The organism is Actinoallomurus acanthiterrae (assembly GCF_054775715.1).
Genome location: NZ_BAAHCO010000001.1, coordinates 1,715,854 through 1,733,818, shown reverse-complemented (window position 1 = coordinate 1,733,818; position 17,965 = coordinate 1,715,854). Strand labels below are relative to the sequence as shown.

At 71.0% G+C, this 17,965-nt stretch carries 18 protein-coding genes and 1 pseudogene; 9 read left to right on the top strand and 10 right to left on the bottom strand.

What is annotated here, in order from left to right:
- Window positions 1-24: 24 nt before the first annotated feature.
- Window positions 25-1,236 carry a sensor histidine kinase gene (locus tag ACYVF7_RS08630; RefSeq protein WP_460337437.1) on the top strand — a complete coding sequence of 404 codons (1,212 nt, stop codon included), beginning with the start codon at window positions 25-27 and terminating at the stop codon, window positions 1,234-1,236.
- A pseudogene (locus ACYVF7_RS08625) lies at window positions 1,233-1,885 on the top strand (response regulator). Before ACYVF7_RS08630 ends, ACYVF7_RS08625 begins: the two are co-directional and overlap by 4 nt.
- A gap of 37 nt (window positions 1,886-1,922) precedes the next feature.
- Here the strand turns inward: ACYVF7_RS08625 and ACYVF7_RS08620 are convergent.
- The 5 genes from ACYVF7_RS08620 to ACYVF7_RS08600 form a co-directional block, all read right to left on the bottom strand.
- Window positions 1,923-2,864, bottom strand: a complete 942-nt coding sequence (locus ACYVF7_RS08620) for a cation diffusion facilitator family transporter (protein ID WP_460337434.1) — start codon at window positions 2,862-2,864, stop codon at window positions 1,923-1,925.
- 33 nt (window positions 2,865-2,897) lie between these two features.
- Entirely contained in the window at window positions 2,898-4,040 is a 1,143-nt protein-coding gene (locus ACYVF7_RS08615) for an SIS domain-containing protein (RefSeq protein ID WP_460337431.1), read from the bottom strand.
- A gap of 1 nt (window position 4,041) precedes the next feature.
- Window positions 4,042-4,215 carry a Trm112 family protein gene (locus tag ACYVF7_RS08610; protein ID WP_460337428.1) on the bottom strand — a complete coding sequence of 58 codons (174 nt, stop codon included), beginning with the start codon at window positions 4,213-4,215 and terminating at the stop codon, window positions 4,042-4,044.
- A complete protein-coding gene (locus ACYVF7_RS08605; protein WP_460337426.1) occupies window positions 4,212-5,567 on the bottom strand; it encodes a phosphomannomutase/phosphoglucomutase in 1,356 nt (451 codons plus the stop codon). The genes ACYVF7_RS08610 and ACYVF7_RS08605 overlap by 4 nt, the downstream gene beginning before the upstream one ends.
- Window positions 5,568-5,628: 61 nt before the next feature.
- Complete coding sequence (locus ACYVF7_RS08600; protein ID WP_252841103.1) at window positions 5,629-5,991, bottom strand: DUF3499 domain-containing protein; 363 nt, start codon at window positions 5,989-5,991, stop codon at window positions 5,629-5,631.
- A gap of 190 nt (window positions 5,992-6,181) precedes the next feature.
- Here ACYVF7_RS08600 and ACYVF7_RS08595 point away from each other — a divergent pair, with 190 nt between their 5' ends.
- Window positions 6,182-6,568: a metallopeptidase family protein gene (locus ACYVF7_RS08595; protein ID WP_460357843.1), complete on the top strand. Its 387-nt coding sequence runs from the start codon at window positions 6,182-6,184 to the stop codon at window positions 6,566-6,568.
- 205 nt (window positions 6,569-6,773) lie between these two features.
- Here the strand turns inward: ACYVF7_RS08595 and ACYVF7_RS08590 are convergent, their stop codons facing one another.
- Both ACYVF7_RS08590 and ACYVF7_RS08585 read right to left on the bottom strand, forming a co-directional pair.
- Entirely contained in the window at window positions 6,774-7,040 is a 267-nt protein-coding gene (locus tag ACYVF7_RS08590; RefSeq protein ID WP_360897269.1) for a WhiB family transcriptional regulator, read from the bottom strand.
- 222 nt (window positions 7,041-7,262) lie between these two features.
- A complete protein-coding gene (locus tag ACYVF7_RS08585) occupies window positions 7,263-8,294 on the bottom strand; it encodes a hypothetical protein (RefSeq protein ID WP_460337422.1) in 1,032 nt (343 codons plus the stop codon).
- A gap of 98 nt (window positions 8,295-8,392) precedes the next feature.
- Between ACYVF7_RS08585 and cofD the strand changes: the two genes are divergently transcribed.
- From cofD to ACYVF7_RS08560, 5 genes are all read left to right on the top strand, one after another.
- Window positions 8,393-9,337 (top strand): 2-phospho-L-lactate transferase, encoded by a 945-nt coding sequence (cofD, locus tag ACYVF7_RS08580; protein ID WP_460337419.1) that lies wholly within the window; start codon window positions 8,393-8,395, stop codon window positions 9,335-9,337.
- A gap of 56 nt (window positions 9,338-9,393) precedes the next feature.
- Window positions 9,394-10,668, top strand: a complete 1,275-nt coding sequence (locus ACYVF7_RS08575) for a coenzyme F420-0:L-glutamate ligase (protein ID WP_460357841.1) — start codon at window positions 9,394-9,396, stop codon at window positions 10,666-10,668.
- A gap of 225 nt (window positions 10,669-10,893) precedes the next feature.
- A complete protein-coding gene (locus ACYVF7_RS08570) occupies window positions 10,894-11,856 on the top strand; it encodes a hypothetical protein (protein ID WP_460337416.1) in 963 nt (320 codons plus the stop codon).
- Between the two features lie 311 nt (window positions 11,857-12,167).
- Window positions 12,168-13,010, top strand: a complete 843-nt coding sequence (locus ACYVF7_RS08565; RefSeq protein WP_460337413.1) for a GntR family transcriptional regulator — start codon at window positions 12,168-12,170, stop codon at window positions 13,008-13,010.
- A gap of 177 nt (window positions 13,011-13,187) precedes the next feature.
- A complete protein-coding gene (locus ACYVF7_RS08560; protein WP_460337410.1) occupies window positions 13,188-13,949 on the top strand; it encodes a zinc ribbon domain-containing protein in 762 nt (253 codons plus the stop codon).
- Here ACYVF7_RS08560 and ACYVF7_RS08555 read toward each other — a convergent pair.
- From ACYVF7_RS08555 to ACYVF7_RS08545, 3 genes are all read right to left on the bottom strand, one after another.
- Complete coding sequence (locus ACYVF7_RS08555) at window positions 13,946-14,986, bottom strand: chitinase (protein ID WP_460337407.1); 1,041 nt, start codon at window positions 14,984-14,986, stop codon at window positions 13,946-13,948. The two genes, ACYVF7_RS08560 and ACYVF7_RS08555, sit on opposite strands and share 4 nt — an antisense overlap.
- A gap of 200 nt (window positions 14,987-15,186) precedes the next feature.
- Window positions 15,187-15,624 (bottom strand): hypothetical protein, encoded by a 438-nt coding sequence (locus ACYVF7_RS08550; protein WP_460337404.1) that lies wholly within the window; start codon window positions 15,622-15,624, stop codon window positions 15,187-15,189.
- A gap of 154 nt (window positions 15,625-15,778) precedes the next feature.
- Window positions 15,779-16,756, bottom strand: a complete 978-nt coding sequence (locus ACYVF7_RS08545; protein ID WP_460337402.1) for a substrate-binding domain-containing protein — start codon at window positions 16,754-16,756, stop codon at window positions 15,779-15,781.
- 256 nt (window positions 16,757-17,012) lie between these two features.
- On the opposite strand from ACYVF7_RS08545, the gene ACYVF7_RS08540 reads away from it, so the two are divergent.
- The gene (locus ACYVF7_RS08540; protein ID WP_460337399.1) at window positions 17,013-17,957 is read left to right on the top strand and encodes a C40 family peptidase; all 945 of its coding nucleotides are present in this window, start codon (window positions 17,013-17,015) and stop codon (window positions 17,955-17,957) included.
- Window positions 17,958-17,965: the final 8 nt, after the last annotated feature.

Genomic DNA, 17,965 nt, shown 5'->3' with positions numbered 1-17,965 from the left:
TATTCGGACCCGTACGATCCGGCCGTGGAGTCCCCTCATGCGCCCTCGCCGCCGCGCCGCCTGTCTCCCATCGCGCGGATCGCGCTCATCGGGTGCGGGGTGGCCGGGGTCGCCCTGGTGCTGTTCGCCACGATCACGGGCGGTGCCGAGCCTAGGAGTCGTTGGAACGAACCGGACGCCGCCCTGGTCGCCGCGACCGTGGTCATGGCCTTGCCGCTCGGGTGGGCGAAGCACCGCCCATGGCCGGTGCTGGCGGCGGTTCTGGCCGAAGTCGCCGCGGCGGTGCCGCTGGGACTGCGCGGCGAGCAGATCTGGCCGCTGTTCATGGCGGCGGACCTGCTGGTCGCGTTCGTCGCCGCCACGCGCGTGCGCCGCGAGGGCCTGGCCTCGGCCGTCGCCACGCTCACGGTGCAGGAGTCGGCCTATCAGGCGGGCCTGTACGCGGACGGGGGCCGGCATCGGCTGCTGGTGCCGGGCTTCCTGGTCCTGGCCGTGCTCCTCGCCCTGAGCGTGCTGACGGCCTGGCTGGCCGGGACGCTGCTCCGCCAGCGGCGCGAGTACGGCGAGAGGCTCCGCGCGCAGGTGGAGGTGCAGGCGGTCACCGCCGAGCGTTTGCGCATCGCCCGGGAACTCCATGACATGGTCGCCCACGGCATCGGCGTGATCGCCATTCAGGCCGGCGCGGGCAGCCGGGTCATCGACACTTCGCCGCAGCAGGCCCGGGACGCGCTGCGGGCGGTCGAGGCCACCAGCCGGCAGACCCTGCAGGGGCTGCGGCGCATGCTCGACGTCCTCCGCCAGACCGACCCCGGCACGACGCTCGAGGAGGCCGCCCCGCTCGCGGGACTCGCCGACCTGGACCAGCTCACCGTGACCACGGCGGCGGCCGGAGTGACGGTGGACGTCCGCCTGCGGGGGCGACCACGCCCGCTGCCGCCCATCGTCGACCACGCGGCCTTTCGCATCGTCCAGGAGTCGGTGACCAACGTGATCCGCCACGCGGGCACCCGCCACTGCCGGGTGTCGATCGATCAGCGGCCGGACGAACTGCACGTCGAGATCGTCGATGCGGGACAGGGCGGCACGGCCGATGCCGGATCCGGGCACGGCATCTCCGGGATGCGCGAACGGGCCGCCCTCCTGGGCGGTCGGTTCAGCGCCGGCCCGCGCCCCGAAGGCGGCTTCCGCATCAGCGCACGGCTGCCCCTCCCCGCGACCAGCGGGCAGCCGCAATGACGATCCGCGTTCTCCTCGCCGACGACCAGGAACTGGTCCGCGCCGGACTGCGCATGGTCATCGACGCCACCCCGGACATCGAGGTCGTCGGCGAAGCGGCGACCGGAGCCGAGGCCGTCCGGCTCGTCCGGGAACTGCGCCCCGAGGTGGTCGTCATGGACATCCGCATGCCCGGCATGGACGGCATCGAGGCCACCGAGATGATCACCACCGGCTCCGTGGCCGCCCGCGTCATCATCCTTACCACGTACGACACCGACGCCAACGTCTACGCCTCGCTCCGCGCCGGCGCGGCGGCTTCCTCGTCAAGGACATGGCCCTCGACGACATCCTCACCGCCATCCACGTGGTCGCCGCCGGTGACGCCCTGATCGCCCCGGGCGTCACCCGCCGCCTCATCGCCGAGTTCGCCGGCCGCCCCGAACCCACCCCGCCGCCGGAGCTCGGCCGCATCACCCCACGCGAACGCGAGGTCCTCACCCTGGTCGGCCGTGGCCTGTCCAACGCCGAGCTGGCCGCCCATCTCCACATCAGCCCGGGAACCGCCAAGGCCCACGTCGCCAGCCTGCTGGCCAAGCTGGACGCCCGTGACCGCGTCCAGCTCGTCATCCTCGCCTACGAAGCGGGCGTGATCTCACCGGCCCGATGACCGACGCGAGTCAGGCCCGCCGGTCCGGCTCCGGGCGTCAGGCCTTCGGGCCGGGCTCCGATGCCACTCCGGAGCGGTCCAGGTCGGGTTCGAGGTAGATGTGGTGGGCCATGGGGACGGCGGCGCGGATGCGCTTCTCGGCCGCGTCGATGGCCTTGGCCACCTCCCCGGCCGTGTCGTCATGGGTGACCGCGATCTTCGCGGCGACGAGCAGCTCCTCCGGGCCGACGTGCAGGGTGCGCAGGTGGATGACGCGGTCGACCTCCTCGACCGACTCCAGCTCCGCCGTGATCTGCTTCTCGACGTCGACGGCGGCCGCCTCGCCGATGAGCATGCTCTTGGTCTCCACGGCCAGCACGATCGCCACGAATGCCAGCAGCACGCCGATGGCCATCGAGCCGACGCCGTCCCAGACGCCGTTGCCGGTGACGACCGCGAGCGCCACGCAGATCAGGGCGACGACCAGGCCGAGCAGGGCCGCGAAGTCCTCCAGGATGACCACCGGCAGCTCCGGTGCCTTTGCCCGGCGGATGTAGGACACCCAGCTTTGCCGGCCGCGGGTGGTGTTGGCCTCCTTGAGCGCGGTACGGAACGAGAAGCCCTCGAGGAGGATCCCGAGGATCAGCACGCCGAACGCCCAGGCCGGGTCCTCGACATCGTGCGGGTCGGTGACCTTGTGCCAGCCCTCGTACAGCGAGAACAGGGAGCCGACGGTGAACAGCACGACGGCGACGATGAACGCGTAGAAGTAGCGCTCGGCGCCGTAGCCGAACGGGTGCTCACGGTCCCTCGCCCGCTTGGCCCGCTTGCTGCCGAGCAGCAGCAGGGCCTGGTTGCCCGAGTCGGCGACCGAGTGCACCCCTTCGGCCATCATCGACGCCGATCCGGTGAACGCGAACGCCACGAACTTCGCAGCCGCGATACCGAGGTTCGCCCCGAGTGCCGCAATGATCGCCTTGGTACCGCCTTCAGCACTCACGGTCGCTCCTGCCCGTCGCGCGGCCGGTGTTACTCACGTGATCCTCTCTTCGAGTGCCTGGTCGGCCGACGGGTCGATCCCGAGGGCCAGGGCCAGGTAGACGCTGACGTAGTCGATGTGCGCGATGAGCCCGGCGAGCCGCTCCAGCGGATGGGTGCCCGGGGCGGTGAGCTCGATGACGGGCACGGCGCGGTCGCGGGCGAACTCGGCGGCGATCTCCCGCCGCCTGGTCACCTGCGGGTGCTCCTCCACGTCGTGGACGAGCACTAGGGACAGCCGCGTGGGCTCCGGGTCCTCGACCCGGTCGCGGAAGAAGTCCTCCTCGGCACCGGAACCGGCGCCGGACCCGGCGGCGAACGGTCCGTCGAACATCGCGGCCTGGTCGTGCCACGCCGCCGGCAGCTCGCCGTGGACGGCGGGGTAGCCGGCGTCGGCGGCGAGCCGGCTCGCGAACCGGCGGGCCGCCGTCCCGGTCAGCGGCGACGTGCCCCAGATGACCGGGATGGATCCGGCGATCTCCAGGGCGACCTGCTTGCCGGGATTGACGAACGCCTCACTGCTCGGGCGGCACTGGTGGCTCATGTCCTCCAGTACGACGGCGGCCCGTTCCAGCGCCTCGGGCGTGACGTCGGCCAGCCCCAGCTCCCGCGCGGCCAGGAGCAGAGGGACGGTCAGCCCCCACAGCATCGTCCGCTCCGGGCCGACCGGGCGCACCGGCACGAACGGCACGCCGGCCTGCACGGCGATGTCGGCCAGCGCCGATCCGCCCGGGCCGACGCACAGCAGGCGGCAGCCGCGGCGTACGGCCTCGACCGCCGCCGTCAGGGTCTCCTCGGTGTCCCCGGAGCCGGACACGGCGATGACGACGTCGGGCGCGCCGACCCAGCCGGGCAGCCGGTGGCCGCGTACGGTCGTGATGGGCACGGGGCAGCCCTGACCGGCGACCGCCGCCAGCACCTCTCCGGCGAGGCCGGAGCCGCTGGTGCCGACGACGACGAGGGCACGCGGGCGGCCGCCCTGCGCGATCCGTTCGACGCCCGCCTCGGCGGTGTGCAGCCGGGACTCACGCACCTGCGCGGCGGCGGACGCGGCGCTCCGCAGCATGTCGCCTCGGTCGGCGGACGCCAGCGCCTCGGGATCGTCGAGGCGGCCGGGGTCGACCTCGACAGGGCTCATGTCAGGCCGGGGTCCGTGCCTCGTCGACGAGGAGGACCGGGATGTCGTCGCGCACCGGGTAGGCGTACTTGCACGTTCCGGTGCAGACGAGCTCGTCGGCGGTCTCGTCGGCCTTCAGCTCGCCCCGGCAGTTGGGGCAGGCGAGGATCTCCAGCAGCCAGTCGTCGATCTTCAACTGTTTTCCTTTCGGACGATGGCGAGCACTTCGTCGCGCACCGCGGGCATGGTCTCGGGGTCGGCCGCCTCGGCGTTGAGGCGGAGCAGAGGTTCGGTGTTGGACGGGCGGAGGTTGAACCACCAGTCGGCGCGGCTGACCGTGAGGCCGTCGAGCTCGTCCACGGTCACGCCGGGGCGACCGGCGAACTCCGCGCGGACCCGCGCGGTGGCGGCCTCTTGGTCGGCCACCTCGGAGTTGATCTCACCCGAGGCGGTGTACGGGCTGTAGGTGGCGAGCAGCGCGGACAGCGGCCCGTCCTGCTCGCCGAGCGCGGCGAGGACGTGCAGGGCCGCGAGCATGCCGGAGTCGGCGTACCAGAAGTCGCGGAAGTAGTAGTGGGCGGAGTGCTCGCCGCCGAAGACGGCGCCGGTGTCGGCCATCGTCTGCTTGATGAACGAGTGCCCGACCCGCGTACGGACGGGCTCGCCGCCGTGCTCACGGATGATCTCGGGAACGGCCCGCGAGGTGATCAGGTTGTGCACGATCCGCGCGCCGGGATGCTTGGCCAGCTCCCGTACGGCCACCAGGGCGGTGATCGCCGAGGGGGTGACCGGCTCGCCGCGCTCGTCGACGACGAAGCAGCGGTCAGCGTCGCCGTCGAAGGCCAGCCCGATGTCGGCGCCGTGCTCGCGTACGGCCGCCTGGAGGTCCAGGAGGTTCTCCGGCTCGATCGGGTTGGCCTCGTGGTTGGGGAACGTGCCGTCGAGCTCGAAGTAGAGCGGGACCAGCTCGATCGGCAGGCCCTCGAACACGCTTGGCACCGTGTGGCCGCCCATGCCGTTGCCGGCGTCCACAACGATCTTGAGCGGGCGGATGCCCGACAGGTCGACGAGGGAGCGCAGGTGGGCTGCGTAGCCCGAAAGCAGGTCGAGGCGGCGGACCGTGCCGGTGCGCCCCGTGTGGGCCGGGACGCCCTCCGCCACCAGCCGGCGGATCTCGCCGAGCCCGGTGTCGCCGCTGATCGGCCGGGCGCCCGCCCGGCACAGCTTGATCCCGTTGTACTTGGCGGGGTTGTGGCTGGCCGTGAACATCGCGCCGGGCAGATCGAGGCTGCCGCTCGCGTAGTAGAGCAGGTCGGTCGAGCCGAGACCCGCCTCGGTCACGTCGGCGCCCTGGGCGGTGGCGCCCCGGGCGAACGCCGCGGACAGCGGACCCGAAGAGGTCCGCATGTCGTGGGCGGTCACGATCGCCGTGGCGCCGGTGACGCGCACGAAGGCGGCTCCCGCCGCCTCGGCTATCGCCTCGTCGAACTCATCGGGCACGACACCCCGGACGTCGTACGCCTTGAAGATCTTGGCCAGGTCGCCCACTGACGCTCCCCTGCTCACGGCCCGGTCGTCGCATTGCGGTCCTGAGCCTACCGGCAGCGGATCAGGGCTTGCGGGGCGTGTCCGAGCGGAGGACTCGCAGATGGCCGCGGCGGCCGACCTCGACGCCCTGTCCCACCGGCTCCTGCCTCGGTGTGGCGGGCTTGGCGGCCTCGCGGACGGCGTTGGCCAGTGCCTCGAGGTCGTCACTCGTCGGCTCGGACTCTTCGGCGGGCAGCCGGACGAGCTCCCAGCCGACGGGGGCGGTCAGGCGCTCGGCATGCTCGGCGCAAAGGTCGTAGCAATGGGGCTCGACGTACGCTGCCAGCGGGCCCAGAACAGCGGTCGAGTCGGCGTAGACGTACGTGAGCGTGTAGACAGCAGACTGCTTGCACGCGGTGCGGGAGCAGATCCGGACGGGGCTCACGACGGGAACGTATCTCCTCCTGCCGTACCCGCGCCACTATCCTCACTTCGTGTCGCCGTATTTCCGACGCGCGACCGCATAACGGATCTTTGTGCGGGGGGCAGCCGAGCCAGGTCGGGACTATGCTCAAGGAGTGCGATCCCGGGTGACACGCTCCAGCACACGCCGCCGCGACCGCCGTGGCCGCGGAATGCGCGGGCCGCTCGCGCCGCCGGACGCTCCGATCTCCCGGACCCGGGCCGAACGCTTCGACGATCTCGTCCGCGATGAGGCACGCCGTCTGGAGCAGCGCTGGAGCCGCGAGCTGACCGGCGTGGAGTTCGCCGTCGAGGAGGTGCCGCCCGTCGAGTCGTGGGTGGACCCCGCCGAGCCGGTTCCGCTGGGGCGCCTGCTGCCCGCGGCGGACGGACGGCCGGCGCGGATCGTGGTCTACCGGCGGCCGGTGGAGGCGCGAGGCGGCGACGACGAGCGCGACCGCGCCCGGCTGGTCCGCGACGTGGTCGTGGAAGAGGTCGCCGATCTGCTCGGGCTGGCCCCGGAGTCGGTCGACCCGACGTACGACTCCCGCGACGATTAAGGGCGCGCTTGCCGACCGGGTGCCCAGGCGACTCCCGCGACGGTTAGAGACGCGCTGCCGACCGGGGGCCTCCGGGCGACTCCCGTGACGTTAGGGGCGCGCTGACCGGCCGGGGCGCCCCGGGGGCCCACCGGACCGTGTCAAACCGTCCGGCCGGCCCCCGGGTGAACGATCACCTCGGGCATCCGCGCCGCTGGTGCGAGCCTCAGCCCGCCGCGCGCTTCAGCTTCCGGCGTTCGCGTTCGGACAGACCGCCCCAGATGCCGAACCGCTCATCATGCCCCAGCGCGTATTCCAAGCATTCCGCCCGCACCTCGCAAGCACGGCACACTTTCTTGGCTTCACGGGTCGAGCCGCCCTTTTCCGGAAAGAAAGCTTCCGGGTCTGTTTGCGCGCACAGTGCGCGCTCCTGCCAGCCCAACTCTTCGCCGTCATCTGTGCCGTGCGTCAGCGGGATGAGCACTTCGCTCACAGACGCACCTCCTCGCCCCGTGGAGTCCCCCCTGGTCACCTTCCCCGACTGAGTCCCCCGGGAAGGCAGAACTACACCCATGAAATTACACGCGTGTATGACCAGCGTCGTCAAGCCGAATGGGCAGGGAACGGTGAGGTGCGGCTAAAAAAGCCGCGCTGACCTGCAGAGACAGCAGTCACTGCGCAGATTCACGCAGTTATGCGTTTCTGCCGCCGCAGCCTACTCCGGCGGCCGGTACGGGTCGGCCGGATGCGACCGATCCGACTCATCGGATCCCGACGAGGACTCGCTGGGCGCCGACTGGTCCGTGCCACCGCCGTAGGCGCGGGTCCACTCCCCCTCGCCCTGCCCGGTCGGCGGCTGATCCGTACCCCCGAAGGCGCGAGTCCATTCCCCCTCACCCTCATCGGTCGACGACTGCCCCGATTGTCCCGCGGGTCCCTGCTGCCCCTCCTGTCCCTGCTGTCCCGATTGGGGGGCGGGCAGGGCAGGCTGCTGGGCGGGCGGGCTCGGCTGAGCGGGCTGTGAAGGCTGCTGTCCCGGCTGGGCGGGCTGAGCCGGCTGAGCGGGCTGGGCCGTCGGCTGCTGGTAGTAGGCCGGCTGGCCGTACGCCTGCTGCGGATACGGCGTCTGCTGACCGTACGGCTGCTGCTGGGGCTGCGGCTGCCCGTAGGGCTGCTGCGGCTGCCCGTACGGCTGCTGGACCTGGCCGTAGCCGGGCCCGTACGGCGGCGCGGGCTGGCCGTAGCCCTGCTGCGGATACTGCGGCGCGGCCGGACGGACCGGGCCGAGCGACTGGAAGACCGAGAAGGCGTAGAAGGCCCCGACCGCGAGCACGGCGAGCTTCGCGATCCCGTACAGGAACATCGAGAACTTCTCGCCCGCCGGGACGTCGAACACGATGCCCCCGGCGCTGCTGCCCGCCGCGAGGCCCGCGAGAAGGGCGATCACATCGAGCAACGCGATCACGCCGAGCAGGATCACCCCGCCCAGGGCGACATTGCGCGCCTGTGCGGTCGGAGCGCCGCCGACCCGGGTCACCAGCAGCACGGCGACGACGACGAGCGCGATGACGGCCACGCCCGAGAAGAAGCTGTCGCTATTGGTGAAGACGAAGGCGCGGTAGGCGAACGTCGTGCCCCTACCGCCCGTGAAGAGGCTGATCAGTCCGCTGACGACCTGCAGGAACACCGAGCCGAGGAGGACCCAGGCGCCGGGCTCTCGTAGCCGCTGGGCGGCGTCGTTGTTCACGCGTTACTCCCTGTGAGTGATCCGTTCCACGCAAGCTTCGCACATTGCCCCACGGCCCGTGGCGTCCACCGGGACCCCGGGGTGCCAGACTTGTCCGCATGCGCATCGTGGCACTCGCGGGCGGGATCGGGGGAGCCCGGTTCCTGCGCGGACTGCGGCAGGCCGCCCCAGAGGCGGATATCACCGTAATCGGCAATACCGGCGACGACATTTCACTGTTCGGGCTACGAGTGTGTCCCGACCTGGACACCGTGATGTACACCCTGGGCGGCGGCATCAACGAAGAACAGGGATGGGGTCGCGCGGACGAGCGTTTCACGATCCGCGAGGAACTGGCCGCGTACGAGGTCGGCCCGTCCTGGTTCACCCTCGGCGACCGTGACTTCGCGACGCACATCGTGCGCACGCAGATGCTCGACGCCGGATACCCGCTGTCCGCGGTGACCGAGGCGCTCTGCGCCCGCTGGAAGCCGGGCGTACGCCTGCTGCCCATGAGCGACGACCGCGTGGAGACGCACGTCGTCATCGAGGACGCCCAGGGCCGGCGCGCCGTCCACTTCCAGGAGTGGTGGGTGCGGCTGCACGCGGAGGTCCCCGCCCTGTCCATCGCGGCGGTCGGCGCGGAGGACGCCAAACCCGCGCCCGGCGTGCTCGAGGCGCTGGACGCCGCCGACGTCGTGATCCTGCCGCCGTCCAACCCGGTGGTGAGCGTCGGCACGATCCTGGCCGTGCCGGGCATCCGCCCGGCGGTCGCGGCCAAGACCGTCGTGGGCGTCTCCCCGATCATCGGCGGCGCGCCCGTCCGCGGCATGGCCGACGCGTGCCTGACCGCGATCGGCGTGGAGACCTCGGCCGGCGCGGTGGCGGCGCACTACGGGCCGGACCTACTGGACGGCTGGCTGGTCGACACGGCCGACGACGCCATCGAGGGCGACCTCGACGGCATCGCCGTCCGCTCCCGCCCGCTGCTGATGACGGACGTCGACGCGTCCGCCGCCATCGCCCGCGCCGCCCTCGACCTCGCCGCGGAGCTGGGCTCGTGAGCGGTGAGTCGACGGAAGAGGGCGCTCCCACGGCGAACGAGAAGGGCGAGCGAGCGATGAGCGCGCGGTACGAGGTGTTCGGCGTCGACGGCCTGCCCGAAGTGCGGGAGGGCGACGACGTCGCCGAACTGATCGCCAGAGCCGAGCTGCGAGACGGCGACGTGGTCGTCGTCACCTCGAAGATCGTCAGCAAGGCGGAGGGACGCCTCCTGGTCGCCGACGACCGGGAGAAGGCGATCGACGAGGAGACCGTACGCGTGGTCGCCCGCCGGGGCCCCACCCGGATCGTGCAGACGCGGCAGGGCCTGGTGCTGGCCGCGGCCGGCGTGGACGCCTCCAACACCGAACCGGGCACGGTCCTCCTCCTGCCCGAGGACCCTGACGCCTCCGCGCGCCGGATCCGCGCGCGCCTCCACGAGCTGACCGGCGTCCGCGTCGGCGTGATCGTCTCCGACACGCTCGGCCGGCCGTGGCGGCTCGGCCTCACCGACGCCGCGATCGGCGTGGCCGGCCTCCCGCCCCTGGACGACCTGCGGGGCCGCGTCGACACGTACGGCAACCGCCTCGACGCCACGGTCACCTCGATCGCCGACGAGATCGCCTCGGCCGCCGAACTGGTGAAGGGCAAGCTGGCCGGCGTCCCGGTCGCGGTCGTCCGCGGCCTGGGCGACCTGGTGACCGAGGAGGAGGGACCGGGCGCGCGGGCGCTCGTCCGCTCCCCCGACGAGGACATGTTCCGGTACGGCTCCGCCGACGTCCTGGCGGCCCGCCGCACCGTACGGGAGTTCGGGCCGGAGCCGGTCGACCCGGCCGCGGTCCAGCGCGCCGTGGCCGCCGCGATCACCGCCCCCGCCCCGCACCACACGACCCCTTGGCGGTTCGTGCTCGTCGAGGAGGGCAAGGACCGGCTGCTCGACGCCATGCGGGACGCCTGGGAGGCCGACCTGCGCGGCGACGGGTTCAGCGAGGAGTCGATCGGCCGGCGGCTGAAACGCGGCGACGTGCTGCGCCGCGCCCCGTACCTCGTCGTGCCCTGCCTCGTGACGGACGGCGCGCACGACTACCCGGACGCGCGCCGCTCCCGCGCCGAACGCGAGATGTTCCTCGTCGCCATGGGCGCGGGCGTGGAGAACCTCCTCGTCGCGCTGGCCGTCGAGGGCCTGGGCTCCTGCTGGGTGTCGAGCACGCTGTTCTGCGCCGACGTGGTGCGCGAGACGCTCGACCTCCCGCCGAACTGGGACCCGATGGGCGCGGTCGGCGTCGGCCACGCGGCCGCTCCCCCGCGCGACCGCCCGCCCCGCGACCCGGAGACCTTCATCCTGCGCCGCTGAGCCGCCGATAGGGCCGATATGGGTCGCCCGAAATAGGACGCTCCTCGCTCTGTCATGTCCCGCAGGGCGAGGAGCCGGCGCCATATACGCCTCCGGTTTTTGTTGCCGCATTCGGGCAAAGCGGCGAAAACGCCGCCCTGCGCGCGAACCACTCGCCCATGAGAGCGATGGTGATCACTCGGCCGGGGGAGGCCGCCGCGGGAAGGCCGATGCCACCGTGAGGGCGTGATCGATGATCCGGAGATGACGTCGTCGTGGCCGCGCCGCGCGGCATTGGGCTGGGCCGTGGCCTACGGCGGGTTCGGCCTGGTGTGCGCGGTGACCGATACGCCGGTCTTCGCCGGCGGCGACCATCGGGCTCCAGCGGCACTCGACTGGCCTGTCGTGGCGATCGCCGCACTGGCGGCGACGGCGCTGTGGTCGAGGCGGCGCGCGCTGCTCTGGACGGCGTGCGCCCTGTCGGCGATCTCCGCGTTCGGCCTGCTGATGAACGTGATCACGCTGGTGTTCGAGCAGAAGGTCGACGACCCGGTGGCCGCCACGAACGAGGCGCTCGCGGCGCTCGGCGTCGTCCTCCTCGCCGCCACGGCCCGCTCCGGCCGCCCGTCCGGACGCGCGGTCTCTGCGTCGGAGCCGTCCCCGGCTCCCCGGTCCGCGCGGTGGGCGGCCTACGCGGGAGCCCTGGCGTTCGTCCCGTACGCGGCGATGAAGACGACGTGGGCGGTGGGCGGCACCTTCGCGGGGACGAGCGGCACGGAGATGCGCGCGATCGCCGAGCGCAACGGCGCCTCCGGGCTATGGCTCACGCTGGAGTCGTGGGGCATCGACGCCACGGCACTGCTCGCCGCGCTCGGCATCTTCCTGATCTTCGGGCTGGTGCGCCCATGGGGCCAGGTGTTCCCCCGCTGGACCCTCGCCCTACGCGGCAGGCGGGTCCCGCGCTGGCTACCGCTCACACCGGCCCTCCTCGGCGCCGCCACACTCGCGCCGTACGGGGCGGCCGGAATCGGTTACGTCGCCCTCGCCACGGCGGGCACGGTGACCATTCCCCGTGGCGACTTCCACACCTCGGCGGACGCCCTGCTCGTGAGCTGGATAGGCCTGAGCGCCTTCGGCGTCTACGGCATCGCCCTGACCGTCGCCGCCCGCTCCTACTGGCTCCGCACCCGCCCGACCCGCCAGCCCTGATCGCCGCCGGTTTCCGTTGGAGGAGTCCCGGCGACTCGCGGCGACAACGACTGTCGGGTCACGCCGGATGCGGGATGAGGACGTGGATCGTCTTGCCGTCGTCGTCGTAGGTGGTCCAGCGTCGGCCGGCGAGGGCGTCGACGATGCCGAGTGGCAGGGACCGGGGGCTCAGGGGCACAGGGAATCACTCCCCGTCGGAGGTAGACGTGTGACGCAGCCCTATTTGCTTCAACAAATCACTGAACACTTAGAGTGCCGAAGCGATGACTCTATGTCAATATGCTTCAACAAATCCGAGGAAGGACGTCGACGTGGCGCCAGCCCCGTACCGGGACATCGAGCGGGATCTGGAGAGACGCATCGACGCGGGCGAATGGGCCGCCGACGAGGCGCTCCCACGCATGGAGGACCTCGCCCGGGAGTACGGCGTGTCCCGGAACTCCATCGCACGGGCCATCAAGAGCCTCGCCGACAAGGGCAAGGTGTGGTCGGTCCCCCGGCGCGGCACGATCGTCCGTCCCGCCATGCGCCGCCGCGTCCTTCGCGGCAACCTCGTCAAACGGAACACCGGGCATGTCACGGCGGACGGCGAACCCACGGTCGGCGGCTACAGCTTCCCCGCTGCCGGCGGCGGTGAGTTGTGGATTCACCACATGACGCCGACCGTGACCGAGGAGCCGATCACCGACCCGCGGCTCGCCGACTTCCTGAAGGTCCCCGTCGGCTCACTGATCCTGCGACGGCGCCGGGTGACCGGGCCGCCCGGGGAACCGCCGTTCCAACGCTCGGACACGTGGATCCATCCACGTGGGGTGGTCGACGCCCCGGATGTCGCGGAACCGCTCGGCTCCGGCCCGGGTGCGTGGATCGACCGGCTCGAGAAGACGGGCCACGGACCGATCGAATGGATGGAATTCCACCGGGCCCGGCTCCCGGACGCGGAAGAGGCCACGCAGTTGGAGATCCCGAAGGGTCTTCCCGTGCAGGAGATCGTCCGTGTCGGTTACAGCGCGAAGGACGAGAAGGCGATCGAGGTCACCCAGGTGGTGATCCCCTCCGATCGCGTCGAGGAGGTCGTCCACCTCAAGAGAGACGAGTCGGCGGCCTGGCCGCACCGCGAGGCCGGGCCCGACGGCCCGCCACTGGCACGGTGAGCGACCCCATGATCGCCGAGGGTTCCGGGACTTCTGCTCGGAATCCTCGGCGATCGGCGGGGCGGATTCACATGAGCTGTTCTGCACAGCGGGGCACGGCCCAGTTCCACTCGCCGGTAGGTGGTCGACGTCCCGGCGAGCTGGCCTCGCTCGGATTTTGGAGAGGATCTGCGGTCGATGGAGGCCAAGGGCATGGGCCGCACCCTCAACACCCGCCTCTCCCAAGCGGTGCGCGGGCAGATCGTCGCCAACATGCGGCACCTGGCCGCCGAGGTCGGCATCGCCGTGGTCATCGTCCCACCGAAGAACACCTCCAAACACTGCCCGCAGTGCCTGCTGCCACTACGGCACTGCAAGGCCCCCGACCAGCCCACCACACCCGGGTGGAAATGGGCGATCTGCCCCGACTCGCAGTGTGGCTGGCAGGGCGACCGCGACCACGGCGCGTGGCAGCGCACTGCCGCCCGTGGGCTGACCCATCAGGCCAAAGCCCTCGTCGACCACACCACCGGCCAGATGACCATCCCCGGTGTGATCGACGAACTTGAAGCAAGCGCGGTCGTGACCGCGACCGCGCCTTCCCCGGCCAGCCGGGGTGATCGGTCCAAGACCGGTCCCACCCCGCGCCGATTTCCACGCCCCGTGCCCAGGCGACGCGGGGCACCCTCCACCCCCGGCCCCCAAAGGCCGATGGGTCAGCGTCCGGAGGGACACGTTCACACGGACCACAGGCTGCCTCGGGCGGCCTGCCGGTACCAGGGCGTGCGCACACCTGTGCATACGATCAGCTCAACCACGCCCACCAGCCGCCGAGACCGGCCACGGCACCGGCCGCGGGGGGCGGCGCTGGGCGCGGGCTTCCACCTGCACGCCCACGCCACCCCACCACGATGGGCAGATCCCCCAGTCACAACACTTAATGTGACTACGGATCCCTAGCTGATCAGAGACGCTCGGCTGGTGAACGGGATGAAGGCGTGGCTGAACTGCCAGGGCTGCTGGGCGACACCCGAGCACGTGTTGCTGCCGCCGGTGCCCACGCATCCGCCGTTGTCGCGCTGCATGGCCCAGAAGGACAGCTCGGCGATGCCCCGCTTGGCGGCCCAGTGCTCGACCTGGACGGCGTCGTCGGTGGTGAAGGTCTCCGCCGGGCCGAAGTCGTCGATGCCGACCATCTCGGTGATCCCGACCTGCGACCAGAGCCGCCGGAGACTCGCGTTCGGGTGGATGGCCTTCAGCTGGCCGACGAGGCCGGTGGCGGCCTTGACGGTGTCCTTCGCCATCTCGTGCGGCTGGTTGTCGTAGTAGTCGAAGGTCATGATGTTGACCACGGAGATCTGGGCGTGGTTCTGCTCGGCGTTCTGCAGCAGCGCGACGCCGGGGGCGCTGAGGCCCGTCGTGAAAGTCGGCAGGGTGTAGACGAACTGCACGGTCCGGCCGTGCCGGCGCGCCCAGTCCTGGACCAGGGTGATCGCCTTGTTGCGGCGGTCGATCGCGGCGGTGTTGTTGAGGGAATCGGCCTCGACGTCGAAGTCGAGACGGGTCACGCCGTAGGTCGTGATGACCTTCTCGTAGGCGGCGGCGATCGCCGTGACGTCGGTGCAGCTGTCGGCGATCTCGGTGTTGGTGGTGTCGGCGCCGTAGCCGCCGAAGGAGGGGATCACGTCGCCGCCCGCGCGGCGGATCGCGGTGACGTCATCGCCGTATACCGACCAGGACACCGGGGCATTGGCGTCACCGTTCCAGGTGAGCGTGCAGGAACCTGCGGCGGCGGTCTGCAGGAAGGCCAGCGTGAGGTACTTGGCGCCGGACTGCCGGGCCAGCGTGGCGGGGCTGTCGGGTAGATAGGTCTCGACGTACGGAGCGAAGACGTGGGGCGGTATGGCGCGCTCGCGCGCCGAAGCGGTACCCGTCAGACCGAGACCAGCCACACAGGCGGCAGTGGTGACGGCCGCGACCCTACGTGCCCAGGACATAGGCGTTCTCCTCAGAAACGAATAGGAAGGTTTCCTAATCGTTCTGGGAACCTAGAATGGCGTCTTCGCGACTGTCAAGACCCCCGCTGACCAGGTACAAGATCATCTAGCAGCCCCGCCGGGCGAACGGACCTGCGCCGGCTCGCGAGGACCCGCCGAGGGCTGTCGTGGCCCGACGACCCTCGGCGATCCTGGATCGCTCAGTTGCCCTTGCAGATCTTGTAGTCCTTGCCGACCCAGGTCGTCCCGTCGAGCTTGTACGCGGTGTGCACGTACTGCCCGCAGGGGAAGGCGTAGGCGGAGGCTCCCGCCTCGTACAGCTTGCGCGACCCGGCGACCTTGACCTTGATGGGCTTCTGCGCCTTGTACCACGTGCCACTCGCGGTGCGCCTGTACTCGAGCCAGATGGTGATGGTCTTGCCCTTGCACAGTTTCGGGTCGGAGACCCACACCTGCGCCTTGACGTCACGCCACTTCTTGCCGGCCTTCTTGATGGAGATCCGCGTGCTGACCTTCTGCCAGCACGCCGCACGCTGGACACGGAGGGAAGCGTGGTCAGCGGACGCCGCGTGAGCGGGGACTCCGGACGCCAGCACGCCGGCGACGCCGAGCGTCCCGGCGACGACGAATCTGCGCATGGTTCGTTCTCGCTTTCCATAGAGGCACGGCCGGTGAAGGAGCACCCCGGCCGGGAAAACGATCTTGATGACGCCGGAACCGCGGCCGACCGAGTGGAGGCCGCCGGTCGGCGCCGCGGTGAAGAGCCGATGAATCCTCGGCCATGCCGCTCGTTCAGGCGCGCATCGCGGCGGTGATCTGGGCCTGGGTGGGGCTCGGGAGGATCTTGGGGAGGGTCTCGCGGAGGCCGAGGCGGGTGGCGTCGCGGGCGTCGAGGCGGCCGTCCACTGTGCGGAAGCCGTACCTCTGCAGGGTGTCGATGGCCGGCCGCGCCTGGAGCGCCCAGCGGAACGCGTCGACGGCCTGGGCGCGCAGCGGGTCGGTGGTCACCGCGACGAGCGGGTGGTCGAGGAGGAGGGTGCCCTCCTCGGGGACAAGGACGGTGGCCGGGTTGGGCCGGTGGGTGTCGTTGTAGGCGACGACCGACTGTTCCGTCACGGCCACGAGGGGGCGTCGGAGGTCGGGCAGCCCGGCGAAGGCGGCGTAGAGCCGGTCGGGGTCGGGGTCCCGATGGACGGCGACGGGGCCGATCGTGGCGCGGGTGGCGAGCGCGACGGCGGCGCCGGCGGCGTTGCGGGCCGGGTCGAGGGTGCGGACCGACGCGTGCAGGGGAGCCTTCTTCAGGAGGCGCCAGCTTCCGACGGTCTTCTCGTCGCGCAGTTCGCCGGCGACGGCGCGTGGCACGGCGATCACCACGGGTGTCGCGGCGACGGGCGTGCCGGCCGCGAGCGTCCGCGCGCTAGCGGTCTCGGCGGGCTTCAGCCACATCGACGAATCGGGCACCCAGGCGTCCGCGTCGAGCGACTCACCGTTCTTCAGGGACCGTACGACCGCCGCCGGGTCGCGCATGTCGATCGTGATCCGCGCGCACCTTCCGCCGATCTCGTGGGATTGCACGTTGAATCGGGCGGCGATGTCGCCGAGCGCGGGGGTGATATCCGGCGCCGCGACCATGCTGATCTGCAAGGTCTTTCCCTGACACGTCTGCGGCCGGTCGCGCAGGAGGTAGGCCCCGGCGGACAGACCGACGACGAGGAGCACCGCGCCGGCGATCAGCAGACGGACCCGGGGATCCCTCCTGGTCACGGCCATGATCCGGAGGATAGTACGCCCGGCGAAAAGTGCCGCTAAATGCCCGTTTGGGGCGTTTACCTTCCTTTAACCATCGGTGTGAATTTACGAGCGATTTTCGCGTTGGCCAGTACCCACTTACTTTGAGTGACGATGCGTGTCCGTTTATGTCGGGTTTGTGAAATAGATGCGTTACTCCCCGCAATGTGTGCCATGATCACCGACCGCAAGCCCCCGACCAGCGCGGCCCCGAGCCGCGCCAGGAGAGGACCCGCTCATGACAACCAGACGACTACTCGTCAACGGGCTGAGCGTCGCGGCCGTATCCCTCGGCATCGCGGCGGCCAGCGGTTGCTCGTCGTCGCACGTGCAGTCCACGTCGTCCAGCAAGAAGGTCACCGTCCACAACTTCGTGGCGGGCGACAATCTCAACGGACGCGCGGGCAAGTCGCTCAACGCGAAGACCGTCAAGGTCGACCAGTACAAGAAGGGGCAGAAGGTCCCCGTCGTCTGCCAGGACCCGGGCGAGTACGCCTACGGTTCCAACATCTGGGACAAGACCTCCGCCGGCACCTGGGTGACCGACGTGTACGTCAAGACCGGCCACACCGGGTTCGTCCCGGGCGTGCCGCGGTGCAGCACCGGCTCGACGAGCACCGGCGGCGGGAGCACGAGCGGCAGCGGCAGCGGTGCCGGCTCGAGCAACTGCTACAGCGGCGCGGCCGTGCACGGCCGGAACAGCGGTTCCGCCGGCTCCCGCGTCGGCTCGACGAGCGCCCGCATCAACCGGGTGATCGCGCTCGCCACGGCAGAGACCAAGAAGGTCCGCAGCTACTCGTGGGGCGCCGGCGGCAAGGGTGGCGCCTCCTGCGGCATCTCCACGCCGAGCCCCGGCGGCTACAACGACTACCGGCGCTACGGCTTCGACTGCTCCGGCCTGACGCTGTACGCCTTCTACAAGGGCGCGGGCATCGACATCGGCGCCGACACCAGCCAGCAGTACAGCCGGGGCCCGAAGAAGAGCTGGTCGTCGCTCCGCAAGGGCGACCTGATCTTCTGGGGTAGCGGAGACAACATCTACTCCACGACCCACGTGGCGCTCTACATCGGCAACAACAAGATCATCGAGGCCGCGCCGCCACGCGCCTCGCACAGCGTGCACATCACGACCCTGTACGGGTCGGGACGGCACACCGCCCACGTCGTCCGCTTCATCGGCTAAGTGACGAC